Genomic DNA, 12,981 nt, shown 5'->3' on the forward strand with positions numbered 1-12,981 from the left:
TCTCCCGCTCTAGTGCTCGTGGCCCTGCGCCGGCACGCTCGTGGAGAGCGAGGCCAGCCGAATCTGATAGGCGGCACCGGTCACCACCCGCTCCCCCACCGCGATCCCCGTGCGAAGGAGTACACGATCGCCCTCCCGCCCGGCGATGGTGAGCTCTCGCTTCACGAACGATTCGCCGTCGGGCTGTATGTAGGCAATGGCACGACCATCCTCGTCGAGCACCGCCGACGCGGGAATCGTCACGCCGCGTTCGCGCTGACCCGTGCGTACGGCGACCCGTGCATTCGCCCCGACCTTCAACGACCCGTCGGGGTTGGCCACCTCGAACAGGACGGGGACGGTGCGCGAGAGCGAGTCGATGATACTTCCCACCGAGACGACGCGCCGCGCCGAATAGGCGCGGGGCGATCCCTCGACCAGGAACTCCACTCCGGAGCTCCGCGAGACGTTCGGCGCCTGCGCCGCGGGCACATTCACTCGCAGCCACACCACCGACGCGTCGACGATCGTGAATAGCGGGGCCCCCGCCTCCACGCGGCTCCCGGGGGTTATGCGTCGCTCGGCGACGACGCCGCCCACGGGCGAGCGCACCGTCACGCGGCCGCCGGCGTCGGTGCCGTAGCCGGCGAGCGCCTCCTTGGCCGCGGTGAGCCGGATCTCGGCCGCGCGCACGCGCCGTTGCGGCACCGCCTCGACGGCCACGAGTCGCTGGGCGCGGTCGTACTCATCCTGGGCCTCGCGCAGCCGCGCGCGTGCCTCGGCCACCAGCGCCCCGCCCCCATCGCCTAACGACGGCGCCAGGACGGCGAGCACCTGTCCGCGTCCCACCCGCTCCCCGGGCACCGGCGACCTGGCGATCCCGGAAGCATCCACCAGTCCGGCCACCGGGGCACTCACCTGCGCCCAACGCCCTGCCTGCGGCTCGATCACCCCCGACGCCTCGAAGGTCGCTGCCACCTCGCCTTCGGCGGCGAAGGCGGTGGTGAAGCCCGGCGTCTTCCACTGCTGCTCCTTGAGGAAGGAGATCGCGCGCTCTCCCCCGGCGTCCACCAGCGGCGCCTCGGCCACGCTGGCATACACCGGCAGGCCCGGCACGGTGATGCTGTCCTTCGCCTGCGGCGAGTCGACGAGAATCGTGAGGTCGTACGTTCCCGGGCGCTCGAAAGTGGGCGCCGGGCCGTAGATCCCCGGCGCCCGAGGCGTCTCCTGCACGACCACCACCGGTGCTCCCCCGTCCCGTGCACGGAAGGTGAGCGTGATGCGCCCGGAGCGGAGTGGCGCGAAGTCGGTGAGGTCCGTCAGGTGCACCGCGAACTTGTCCGGCGCGCCGACGATCAGCGCCGGATGCTCCATGAAGAGCTCCGTCGAGTCGGTCCAGAGGGTGATGGCGCCTCCCGCGGGTTCGGGCGCTTCGGGGGCGGCGCTCGCGCCGTCGCCGGCGCCACCGCGGCCACAGGCGCCTAACGCCAACAGGGTCGCGCCGAGCAGCGCCGCGCGTGGCGCGCGTGGCGCGCGAAAGGTTACAGGCATCGTGATCATTGGTCAGGCGAGTCAGAGGGGAACAGCGCCGTGCCGACGGCGCGCGCGAGCGCAGCCTGTCGGATGGCGACTTCTGCCTGCAGGGTGAGGTAGGTGGACTCTGCGTCCTGATAGGCGCGGACGGCGTCAAGCCACTCGAGGAGGGTGATCTCTCCTTCGACGTAGGACGCCTGCACCGCCTGCACGGCGATGCGGGCGTCTGCCCCGAGGTGCGGGGCGAGCGCCGCGCGCTGTGCCTCGGCGGCCCGCAGGGCGTCCAGGGCGTCGGTCACCTCGCGACCCACGCGCCGCCGCGCGACATCGACTTCGGCGGCGACGCGGCGCGCGTCGGATTCCGCCGCCGCGACGGCGCTGGCGCGCCGGTCGAAGACCGGGAGGGGAATCGACACCCCAGCGATGATGCCGCGGAAGCCGGTGAGCGAGCCCAGCGACGGATCGGCCAGACGCTCACCCTTGTAACCGGCGGACAACGTCGGCGTTGGAATCCGTTCGCGCGCCGCCAGGCGGGCCTCCGCCGACGCGACTGCGGCATCGAGTGCAACGGCACGCACGTCCGCGCGCTCGCGTTCCGCGCGTTGCAGCAGCGAGTCGAGGGAGAGCGCCGCGAGCGCAGTGGCGGTCGCCGGCAGCTCGTCTGGAAGTGCGAGCGAGTCGCCCGCCGCGGTCGGCAAACCCATGAGCGTCGAGAGCGCGGTGCGTGTCGAGCGACGCTCCAGCGCCGCACCCGCTCGGACCGCCGCGAAACGCGCGGCTTCGAGCCGAAGCCGCCGCGCCGAGTAGCCGGAGACGTCACCCGCGGTGAGCCGCTGCTCGCTGACGCGCTGTGCCTCCGTGAACGCGCTCGCCGTCCGCTCGGCGAGGCGCACCCGTTGATCGGCGGCCACTGCAAAGGCGAAGGCGCGGGCCACGTCGAAATCGAGTTGCCCCATCGTTGCGGCGAGTCGTGCCTCGGCCCCCTCGCGTCGCAACCGCGCCGCTTCGCGTCGCGCTGCGCGCTGCCCGCCGACCTCGAGCGGCTGCTCGAACTGCGCGATGTCCTGCGCATTGGTCTGGCCTGCTCGGGAGGTTTGTTCGCGACTGTACGCGAGCGTGGGATTGAGAAACGCGCCGGCCTGGCGTTCGCGATCCGCCGCGGCGTTCACCGCCTCACGGGCCGCACGCAACTCGGGACTGGCGCGGCGCGCGGCCGTCAGGGCGGCATTCAAGGTGAGCTGCCCATCGGCACTGCGTGGGGGCAGCAGGAGGGCAGAGCCGCTCGCGAAGATCGTGAGGGCTGGTCGAAACACGCCGAGCTGTCGCATTCGGCGCATGAAGCAGGAGGTGGACAAGGCTGACCTGAGCTGGCGTGTCGCTCGACGCTCCTATCGACGCGGCAGGGAAGCCGCGCCCGGATGCGCGCGATTCGGAGACGTCCGCGTCGGGGCGCGACGTGGAGGACGGCGAACGCAGGACACCTCGAGACGTCAGTGGCTCGCCCGCTGGGGCGGGGGCTCGGTGACGTGCGAGGGGTCGGTCAGAGGGTGGGTGGGGCCCGCAGGGTGGGTGGCGGGCCTTGCTCCGGATCGGGGCGCGCGAGGAGCACGCGGTCGGTGCGGGCTGGTGCGCGCACCGCATGGAGCGGGTCGTGAATCGTGACCGGGGCCGCGACCATGGCCGCGACGCTCGGCGCCGTGGCGAGTCGGATCAGCTCCTGGGCTCTCGGAACGGCGTCGAGGCGGAGGTGCCCATGTGCGTGATCGTCATTCGGTGCATTCGCTGCAGCCACGTGATGCGCCGGGACGTCTCGAGCCGGAGCGTCGTGATGCTTCGCGTGCTCGGCCGTGCGGCCACTCCCGTGTCGTTGCGCCAGGTGCTCGTGCACCTGCCCGTGCGACAATGCCAGCACGGGACCCGAAAAGCCCCCCATGAGGGCGATGGCGAACGCGATCAGGCGAAAGAGGGGGGTTTGGCGCACGTTCCAATGTATAGGAATAACCACTCGTTTGCGCATGGCCGCGTATTTGGCGGCGCGCCACGTCGCATTCGACGCGTACCGGGCGGCGATCCCCGTCTCGAGGCCATCATCGCCCGCTGGCGACGCTCAGTCGCAACAACACTGCCCGCAGCAAGGGCCCGCGTCGCAGCCGCATGCGCAGCAGCAGGAAGGATTCTCGCAGCAACAAACGTCGCTCTTCATCGCCGTCTCTCCCAAGTTGGTGGGCAGAAGCTACGAGTTCGCGGGTAGGCAATCAAGCTGAACCGCGCCAACTGCCCTCCGCCGCCCACTGCATCCTAACGCGCCACCCTCGTCGCGAGAGGGAGGCGCAGCTCGAACGTGCTCCCGACGCCCGGTGTACTCTCGACGGTCAGGTCGCCCCCCATGCCGCGCGCCAGGTCCCGGCTGATGGCGAGCCCGAGGCCGGTGCCCTCGTGAGCGCGCGTGAGCGGCGCCGATACTTGCACGAAGGGATCGAAGATGCGTGCCCAATGTTTGCTGTCGATGCCGACCCCCGTGTCGGTCACCGTGATGCGAACGACCGGCTGCGCCACGTCCCGTTGCGCCACGTACCGCAGTTCGAGGCGTCCGCCGGGCGCCGTGAACTTGATGGCGTTCGAGAGCAGGTTGAGCAGGATCTGCTGCATCTTCTCACGGTCGGCACGGACCCGGAGCGCCGGGTCGCCGGACATGCGCTCCAGCGTCAGCCCCTTCTGGCGGACCTGAGGCGCAGTGAGCGACTCGCTCGTGATCAGGATCTCATCGATCGACACGTCTTCCAGGTGGTACCGCTCGGCGCCAGCCTCGATGCGCGCGAAGCTCAGGACACCGTCGATGAGCCCCAGCAGGTGGCGCTCGCTCCTCCGGATCCGTCCGATGTCCTCGCGTTGGGCATCAGTCAACGGCCCGCGGATTCCCAGCTCCAGCAACTCGGCGTAACCGTCGATCGCGTTGAGGGGGGTGCGCAGCTCGTGACTCATTACTGCGAGGAACTCGCTCTTTGCCCGATTGGCCTCCTCCGCCGCGTGGCGCAGTCGCCGCTCGGGCTCGATGTTCGTATTGATGCCGAACCACCGGACCACGTGTCCCTCGGCGTCGCGTGCCGGCACGATCCGGGTGAGGAAGGGGCGAAACTCTCCGTCCGCCCCGCGCAGCGGAAAGGTCATCTCGAACGGCTCACCCGTTCCGATCGAGGCCCGCCATCGCGCCAGCACCGACGGCAGCGTCTCCGGATCGTGCACCGACTGCCACCCCCACCCCTCCATCTCGCTCGCCGTGGTGCCCGTGTACTCGTACCAGCGCGCGTTGTACCAGTCGATGTAGCCGTCTGGCTGAGCCATCCATGCGAGGGTGGGGATGGCGTCCACGAGGGCGCGGAATTTCGCCTCGCTCGCGCGCACCTCCGCGAGCGCGCGTTCCGCCGCCCGACGGGCCTCCACCTGCTCGGTCACGTCGGTGCCGTGGGCGATCACGGCGAGATCGCTGCCGTCCGCCTCCACGAGTGGCAGGTACGTCACGTCGAGGAAGCGCTCCTCGAGCGGCGCCCCTTTCTGGCGATGGAGCAACACGGGCAAGTCCCGAAACACCAACGACTCGCCCGTGCGGCGGACGTGCCCCAGGTAGTCGTCGAACCCCTGCCCGCGGGTCTCCGGGAGCGCGTCGAGCAGCGGCTTTCCCACCACCTCGCGCCCGTGCCCGATGATCTGCTCGTACGCGCCGTTCACGAGCTCGAACACGTTGTCGGGGCCGCGGAGGACGGCGAGAAACGATGGCGATTGGCGGAAGACCGCCTCCAGATGCGAGTGCTCGATCTGCATCGCCCGGAGCAGCGGCTCCCGCTCCCGCTCGGCCTGAATCCGTGGGGTGGTCTCCGTGCAGACGACGAGTGTGCCGCCGATGGTGCCGTCGTCGTCGTAGACAGGGCTATAGCCGTACGTCCAGTACACCTCCTCCAGGCGCCCATTCCGCACGATGGGGACGAGGTGGTCTTCGTGCCACGTCGCCTCCCCGCGCGTCATCACCCCCTCGATCTGCGGGCCGATGATGGGCCAGATGTCCGTCCAGAACTCCGCGCCACGCATTCCCAGCGCCCCCGGGTGGCGCCCACCCTCCCCGAACGACGGACGGTAGGCGTCGTTGTAGATCTGGACCAGGTCAGCCCCCCACCAGAGGAACATCGGGTGCCGCGAGGCGAGCACGATGCCGACGGCGGTGCGCAAGCTCGAGGACCAGCGCTCGACGGGCCCGAGCGGGGTGGCGGCCCAGTCGAGGGCACGACACCGCGCGGCCATCTCGCCGTCGCCGATGAAGACCGTGCCGAGAGACCGGGGCGCGTCAGCGCTCGTCATGCGAAACCATGCGATCTCCCGCACCTGTGTGGCGACCGGCGGCAACTTACCGTCCGGAGGCCTAACGGCAAGCGAAGGGCAAGCGAACGGCAAGCGAAGGGCGGCGCTCCGACAGGGCGCGCATGCGGCGTGATCGGCAGCCTCGTCCACCACCGCTCGCTTGCGCCGCACGATCCCTGGTTCTAGTATTCCGACAATCACTGGAATACTGGAGTCCTCGTGGACCACCGCCGCGTCAAGGATCGCCTCTACGCCGCCTGGGCCGACACCGCCAAGGCGCTCGCCAGCCCCAAACGCGTCGAGCTGCTCGACCTGCTCGCGCAAGGCGAGCGCACCGTCGAGGCACTCGCGCGCGAGGCTGGGCTTACCGTCAACAATACCAGCTCACACCTGACAGTCCTCAAGGGCGCCCGCCTGGTCGAGACACGCAAGGAGGCGCAGTTCGTCTTCTACCGCCTCGCCGATGACGCGGTCGTCGTCCTCGTTCGCGAGATCCAATCGCTCGCCCGGCGACGGCTGCACGAAGTCGAGCACCTGGCCCATACCTACTTCGACGGACGCGACCCGCTCGAACCGGTCAGCGCGGCCGAGCTCCGACGCCGGCTCGCCGCCGGCGAAGTGACAGTCATCGACGTCCGCCCCGCCCTCGAGTACGAGGCGGGGCACATCGCTGGCGCTAGCTCATTCCCCGTCGACGCGCTCGAATCCCGACTGGGCGACTTGCCGCCGGAACACCCCGTCGTCGCATACTGCCGCGGCCCGTACTGTGTCTACGCGATCGAGGCCGTCGAACGCTTGCGCGCGCGCGGCTTCGACGCGCGCCGGCTCGCCGAGGGGCTCCCTGAGTGGCGACTGGCGGGATATCCGGTAGCAGTAGGCCCCGAGCCTCCCCGCGCGTCAACTCCTCCACCCGTACGCGCCTCGCGTCGGAGGGCGTCATGATCGTGCGTCACTACCTGCACACGGACCACGTCTCCACGGGCCGCGCGCTGGCCGCGGCGTCGGGCGCGCCGTACGTCCTGCACGCGAGTGCCGGCGCCAGATATCCCTTCCACGCAGTGCGCGACCGCGACAGCCTGTCTTTAGGCAACGTGACGGCGACGGTCTGGCACGCGCCGGGCCATACCCCAGAGCACCTCGCACCCGTCGTCACCGACCGCGCGCGCGCCGAGGAGCCGTGGCTCATCTTCACGGGGCATACGCTCATGGTGGGTGACCTGGGGCCTACCGAGCTCGCGGCAAGCACCGAGGAAGGGGCGCGCGCACTGGCCGCCAGCGCCGCGCGCCTCCGCACGCTGAGCGACTTCGTCCAGGTCCTCCCGGGCGCCTTCTCCGGCTCCGTCTGCGGCCGCGGGCTGAGCGGCAATCCATTCTCCACCATCGGCTTCGAACGGCGCTTCAACCGGGCCTTCCGCGTCACCGACACCGGGGCGCTGGTCGCGATGATGCTGCAGGACATCCCGCCGCGCCCGCCGCGCGCCGCGGATACGCGAGCCGTGAACATGGGGGTCGCACAACACACGCACAGCGACAGTACGCACGACGCCCGACCCGACACCATGCAAACCTCGCCGTGACCCTCCGGGCGACTGGAGGCACGATCCTGCCAGCGCCCGAGGATCGGTCCGCGCACCCGCCACTCGGCCTGCGCGAGAACTGGCGCCAGTTCGCCCTCCTGCTGCTCGTGAACGCCTTCGTCGGCGCGATGGTGGGGCTCGAGCGGAGTATCCTTCCCCTGCTCGGTGAACGCGAGTTCGCCCTCGCCTCGAAGAGCGCGGCACTCTCCTTCATCGCCACCTTCGGCGTCGTGAAGGCGCTGACCAATCTCCTCGCCGGCCGGCTCGGCGACCGCTACGGTCGCAAGCAGGTTCTTGTGGCTGGGTGGCTCTTTGCCCTGCCAGTCCCCCTCATGGTCATCTGGGCGCCGACGTGGGGATGGGTGGTCGCGGCCAACGTGCTGCTCGGCATCAACCAGGGGCTCGCCTGGTCCACGGCGGTGATCATGAAGATCGACCTCGTGGGACCGAAACAGCGCGGCCTGGCGATGGGGCTCAACGAGTTCGCCGGCTACCTGGCGGTCGCGCTGTCGGCGCTCGCCACGGGGATGCTTGCGAGCCGCTACGGCCTGCGCCCCGAGCCGTTCTACCTCGGCATCGCCTTCGCCACGGCGGGGCTCGCCCTCAGCGTGCTCCTCGTTCGCGACACCACAGCCCACGTGCACGCGGAAGCACACGCCCAGGCGCGAGCGCGTGCCGCCGTCTCCGCGACCACGCCGGCCTTCCGAGAGCTCCTCGCGCGCGGCACGTGGCGAGACCCGGCACTCGCCAGCGCCCGTCAGACAGGGCTGGTCAACAACCTGAACGACGGCCTCGCCTGGGGACTTTTCCCGCTGTTCTTTGCCGCCGCCGGACTCTCGGTGCGGCAGATCCGGGTGCTCGCCTTCGTGTATCCCGCCACGTGGGGGGTGGCCCAGCTCTGGACCGGCGCACTCTCCGACCGCGTGGGACGGAAGGGGCTGATTGCGGGAGGGATGCTGCTCCAGGGCGTCGCGCTCGCCGCAATGCTCCTCTGGCGCGGCTTCGCCCCGTGGGCGGCGAGTGGTGTGGCGCTGGGCATCGGTACGGCAATGGTCTACCCGACCTTGCTCGCCGCCATTGGCGATGTCGCGCATCCGTCGTGGCGCGGCTCGGCGATCGGCGTGTATCGCCTGTGGCGCGACATGGGTTACGCCGTCGGTGCACTCCTCGCTGGTGTCGTCGCCGACGTGTTCGGGATGGGCACCGCCATCGGCGTCGTCGCGGCGCTCACTGCGGCGTCGGGTGGGCTGGTGGCGTTGCGCATGCCGGAGACGCTGCATACACGTCCGGTCCCACCCTCCCTACCCGGCCGGAGGCTGCCATGAACGCGGTCGACATCGCGTGTCGGTCTCGAGATGGGGGGGCGACGTAGCGGCGACAGCTGGCGCGGAACGATCGATGACGCGATCGAGTTCCCTTCTCGTACTGTACCAGCGCAGCCTCACTCCTCCGACAGGTGCACGCGACACGGCGGCGGGGGAGTACTCCCCCGCCGCCGTGTCGTCCCAAGCGTCCCATGCGTCTCAGTGGCCGGCGGCGCGGAAGACGAGGGTGGCGAAGAACACGTCCCACGTACCCGCCGCACCCTCGGCAGGGGCGGCGTGCAGCGTGCGGACGTTCCACGGGCCGGCCCGGTCGATCGGCAGCCGCGCCTCGCCGTCGTCGCCCGTCACGATCGACACATCCCGCGCTTTCGTCGTGTCACCCTCGGCGGGCGCCGCGCCGGCATGCAGGTGCGCGCCCGCCAGCGGCCGGCCGCGGAAGAGGAGCTGCACGACGAGCGTGTCGCCCATGTGCAGGGTCGCCGGATCGGTCACCGGCACGAACTCCAGCGGGTGCCCGGCCGTGCGCCGGAAGGCGCGTGGGCCGCCTCGTCCCACCTCGACGAGCGTCTTCGCATACTTCGTCGTCCGTTGTGTCACGCTGTCCGTAGTGGGCAGGATGCCGTCCCGCTCGTAGCGCTCGGCCAACTCCGGAGCGCCCTCGAGCGCGATGTAGCGCTTGAGCGCTGCCGAGGCCGCGCGCGAGGTGCGGGTGACGAGCCCCACGGCGACGACGCGTTGCCCGGCTGTCGTCGGTCGATGCCGGATGCGGAGCGACTTGCCGCTCACCGACAAGTCGCCGATGCGCTCCTCGCCGGCCGCGCCGATCAGCCGCGCTTCGGCGACGCGATCGGGCGCCACGGCCGAGAGGCTGGTCGGGAACGCGGTGCTGGTCTGGCCATGCACCTCCAGCGCGCCGTCGGTCGCGACCTCGAATGCGGTGGGAACGATCCAGAAGTCGTGGGCAGAGAGCGCGACGGCGCTTGCCGCGAAAAGGACGCCGGCCAGCACAGCGGTGGTCAACGACTGCCGCCAGCGGCGGGACGGGGAAATCGAGTTGCGCACGGGTGCCTTCGGTGAGTGGAGGGGTGAACCGGCACGACAGGCATCGCGATGCCTGTCGGTTCGCTGACGCCAGCTATCCAATTGCTTTACGCCCTATAGAACGCCCCCGGCGCTGCGCTGTCAATGCTCCAAGACACGTCAGGGTGCGGCCCCACGAGTCGCCCGGCAGAGAGGCGGCTGCCCCTCCCAGGAGGGGGGTAACGGTCGACGTCGTGCACATTCGCCGCCGACTTCCGCTGTAGAGCCTCGCATTTTAGCTTGCATAAACTATCGCCCATGACGCGGAGAACTGGCGACGCGTTCATGCTGCCCTCTCCAATCGTTGCCGCGCTCGACAGCGGCGGTGGCACTTCTCTACCACGAGGATACTTCGATGTTCGTTCGACTTCTCGGCATTGTCGGCGCCGCCCTCCTCGGCGTGACCGCCACCGCCTCGGCACAGAGCACAGGCTCGGCGGGCGGGCACGCGGGACACGCCAGCCACGGTGCGCCTTCCGCCAAGCAGATGGAGCGCGGACACGCCATGCTCGCCGCGCCGTCCGGCGCCCAGTCCCCCGCCGGCATGGTCATGCTGCACGGCACGTCGGCAGAGCTCACGCTCACCGGCGATCAGGCCGGAGCCACGCGGCCGTGGCGCATTCACAAGGGTACGTGCACGAACGACCAAGATGTCGTCGGTGAGGTGAGCGCGTTCCCGCCGGTCACCATCGGAAGCGACGGCAAGGGCACGGCGAAGGCGACCCTTCCCGCGCCGCTGACGGCCGATGGTGCGTATTATGTGGCCGTGCACGCGTCGGCGTCGGACATGAAGACGATCGTCGCCTGCGGCGCGCTTACGAAGGGCCAGATGTGACGACGTGACGCTTCGTGGCGGGCTGACTTCGCCCTCACGCGCGCCGCGGCGGTGAATGGCTCAGGCCATTCACCGCCGCGGCGTCACCGCGTCCGTCCCAACCTCGCCCCTCGTCTCACCTGCCGCCTGCGTCGTCGCCGTGGCGTCCATCGTCGCGTCCATCGTCGCGTCCATCGTCGCGTCCATCGTCGCGTCCATCGGCGTCGGGGTGGCCACGAGCACAGCCGTCACGGCGAGGACCAGCACGCCGACCGCCAGCTCGAGCGTCGCCGAGCGGCGGATGCGGATAGCACCCTGCGCGGTCCCCAACGTCGGCTTGACGCGTAGCCAGTTGTAGGCGCCCGTCGCTGCCACGGCCGAGAGGACAGCCAGCTTGAGCAGCAGTGTCCGGCCGTACGCCGACTGCCAGAGCGCGCTCACGGCATCGAGATGGAGCCAGGCGGAGAAGACGCCCGTCGCGGCCGCGATTCCGGCAAACACCAGTGCCGTCGGAGAGAAGGCGTTGACGAGATCTGCCACGCCGCGTTCGCGCGCGCCCTCCGGAAGTTGACGGGCGGCCGGGATGCCAACGGCGACGACGAACAGGAGGCTGCCGAGCCAGCCGGCGGCGCCGATCACATGCGCGCTATCGGCGAGAACCGCCAGTGGCGTCAACGTGGGCACCGCGGCCGCGTGGCCGGAGAGAGCGGGCGTGAAGGCGAGGGCCACGACGCCGAGTAGGGCGACCGCCCACCCCGACCGACGTGCACGGCGTGCCGAGAGGAAGCCGGCGACCGCGATCGTGACGCCCACTGCTTGAAGCACCCATCCCCATCCCCACACGGTCCGGCTCAGCATCGTGGCGATCAACGCGGGATCGAGCGCGCGCTCCGCCCCCTGCAGGGCGAACGACTGGGCGTACAAGCGGAGCAGCGCGCCCACGCCGAGAAGAGCGGTCGCCCACAGCCCGAGCGCAGCCGCGCGCGCGCTCGCCGGCGCGAGCATCGGCGAGTCGGGATCCTGGGCACGCCGGAGGAAGCCCAGCACGAAGAAGTGGAAGGCGACGGCACCGAGTGCAACGAGCAGCGCGGTGAAGGTCACCCACCGGATCGCCACGTAGAGCGGCGACTCCGCGGCGAATCCATTGCCCGTCGGCATAGTGACGGGATCGTGGTGCGCGGCAGGTGGCGGGACCTGCCCCGGCGCCGTGACACCGCCAGCGGCCTCGCCGGGAAGCGGCGTCGCGGCGCCGACAACCGACGAGTCGGTGAGTCCGCTCGCGCCCGGCATGATCCTGAAGGTGAACCGTTCACGCACGGGGTGCCCATCGGCCCCAGCCATCTGCCAGGCTACGGTGTACTTCCCCTCACGCAGCGCGCCACGAATCGCGGCGACGACCACGCGGCGGGCGTCGCCGTCGGCGAAGGCGACCGGCCCGAGGACGACCGCTTGGCTGTCTGGGCCAAAGAGCTCGATGCGCGTGAAGGCCAGCTCCGTCGCCTCGGTGAACGTGAGCCGCAGTTCCGTCGGCACCGCCGACAGGGGCGCCCCGGCTCTAGGTGCCGAGCTTTTGAGCTTCCCGTGCGCCAGCGCGGCAGTCGGTGTCAGGAGCGCGAGGGCCAGCAATCCGCGGAGAAGTCGAGAGGGGAGGCGCACGTTGTCCATACCAGCATGGGCCGATGAGAGACGCCCTGCGGCACGATTCCGAGCCATGCGGCGGCCTCGGATCGTTCCTGCGGTGACGCCGCGCCGGCGGCGCGGATTTTACGCTGACTAAAGAATAACCCCGACTGCCCGACATGCGCCAGTCGGCTGGTATTCACGCCTGCGGCGAGCGCCGTCTGGGTGGAGGTGCAGGCGGCTTCTTGGTGGGTCATGGAGGTTTCCGCCATCTGGCCCACCTTCATCCTGACCATCCTGCCGGTCTGCTCATTGTGCCTCATCACGGCGCCATTCGTCACCGTCTTCGCCGGGAGCGCCGGCGTGAACCCGACGCGAGACTCCGGCTCGTGCCGGCACGCAAGCAGAAGGTGCGAGTCATAGGTGAATGGAGCGAAAGCGGCGGGGGCCCGATGCTGACGCCACCCTTCGGCTGGGCTCGAGGGCGGATCGTCTCCTCGCAGGTGGAGGGCGAAGCATGGTGCCTTTACAACGCATCGAGTGTACGCGCCGCATGAAATGCGTCTGCCGGGAGGCGGCATGAACCTACGCCCACCCCGAACAACACCTTGCGCGGGAAGCCGCGGGCGATGAGACTCGCGCATCGCCCAAGGCAGTCAACGGTCTAGCCGGCTGCGGCCATGCTCCAGCGTGGTCCTGCAGT

Annotated in this window: 11 protein-coding genes; 5 read left to right on the forward strand and 6 right to left on the reverse strand. The window is 70.2% G+C overall.

Annotated features, from left to right (window positions below):
• Positions 1 to 9: 9 nt before the first annotated feature.
• From ABS52_04335 to ABS52_04350, 4 genes are all read right to left on the reverse strand, one after another.
• Positions 10 to 1,539: a hypothetical protein gene (locus ABS52_04335; GenBank protein ODT04491.1), complete on the reverse strand. Its 1,530-nt coding sequence runs from the start codon at positions 1,537 to 1,539 to the stop codon at positions 10 to 12.
• A complete protein-coding gene (locus ABS52_04340) occupies positions 1,536 to 2,840 on the reverse strand; it encodes a hypothetical protein (GenBank protein ID ODT04492.1) in 1,305 nt (434 codons plus the stop codon). The genes ABS52_04335 and ABS52_04340 overlap by 4 nt, the downstream gene beginning before the upstream one ends.
• 212 nt (positions 2,841 to 3,052) lie before the next feature.
• Complete coding sequence (locus tag ABS52_04345) at positions 3,053 to 3,493, reverse strand: hypothetical protein (GenBank protein ODT04493.1); 441 nt, start codon at positions 3,491 to 3,493, stop codon at positions 3,053 to 3,055.
• 317 nt (positions 3,494 to 3,810) lie between these two features.
• Positions 3,811 to 5,862 carry a hypothetical protein gene (locus ABS52_04350; GenBank protein ODT04494.1) on the reverse strand — a complete coding sequence of 684 codons (2,052 nt, stop codon included), beginning with the start codon at positions 5,860 to 5,862 and terminating at the stop codon, positions 3,811 to 3,813.
• Between the two features lie 219 nt (positions 5,863 to 6,081).
• Between ABS52_04350 and ABS52_04355 the strand changes: the two genes are divergently transcribed.
• Genes ABS52_04355 through ABS52_04365 form a run of 3 tightly spaced genes read left to right on the forward strand, consistent with a single transcriptional unit; the run spans position 6,082 to position 8,764 of the window.
• Positions 6,082 to 6,804, forward strand: coding sequence for a hypothetical protein (locus ABS52_04355; protein ODT04495.1), 723 nt, complete (start codon positions 6,082 to 6,084; stop codon positions 6,802 to 6,804).
• Positions 6,801 to 7,439, forward strand: coding sequence for an MBL fold metallo-hydrolase (locus ABS52_04360; protein ID ODT04496.1), 639 nt, complete (start codon positions 6,801 to 6,803; stop codon positions 7,437 to 7,439). The genes ABS52_04355 and ABS52_04360 overlap by 4 nt, the downstream gene beginning before the upstream one ends.
• Before the next feature lie 23 nt (positions 7,440 to 7,462).
• Positions 7,463 to 8,764: an MFS transporter gene (locus ABS52_04365; GenBank protein ODT04555.1), complete on the forward strand. Its 1,302-nt coding sequence runs from the start codon at positions 7,463 to 7,465 to the stop codon at positions 8,762 to 8,764.
• Between the two features lie 198 nt (positions 8,765 to 8,962).
• Here the strand turns inward: ABS52_04365 and ABS52_04370 are convergent, their stop codons facing one another.
• Entirely contained in the window at positions 8,963 to 9,772 is an 810-nt protein-coding gene (locus ABS52_04370; protein ODT04497.1) for a hypothetical protein, read from the reverse strand.
• A gap of 427 nt (positions 9,773 to 10,199) precedes the next feature.
• On the opposite strand from ABS52_04370, the gene ABS52_04375 reads away from it, so the two are divergent.
• A complete protein-coding gene (locus tag ABS52_04375) occupies positions 10,200 to 10,679 on the forward strand; it encodes a hypothetical protein (GenBank protein ID ODT04498.1) in 480 nt (159 codons plus the stop codon).
• 69 nt (positions 10,680 to 10,748) lie between these two features.
• Here the strand turns inward: ABS52_04375 and ABS52_04380 are convergent, their stop codons facing one another.
• Positions 10,749 to 12,323, reverse strand: coding sequence for a hypothetical protein (locus ABS52_04380; GenBank protein ID ODT04499.1), 1,575 nt, complete (start codon positions 12,321 to 12,323; stop codon positions 10,749 to 10,751).
• A gap of 180 nt (positions 12,324 to 12,503) precedes the next feature.
• On the opposite strand from ABS52_04380, the gene ABS52_04385 reads away from it, so the two are divergent.
• Positions 12,504 to 12,701 (forward strand): hypothetical protein, encoded by a 198-nt coding sequence (locus ABS52_04385; GenBank protein ODT04500.1) that lies wholly within the window; start codon positions 12,504 to 12,506, stop codon positions 12,699 to 12,701.
• Positions 12,702 to 12,981 lie beyond the last annotated feature (280 nt).

This window comes from Gemmatimonadetes bacterium SCN 70-22 (genome assembly GCA_001724275.1).
Taxonomy (GTDB): Bacteria; Gemmatimonadota; Gemmatimonadetes; order Gemmatimonadales; family Gemmatimonadaceae; genus SCN-70-22.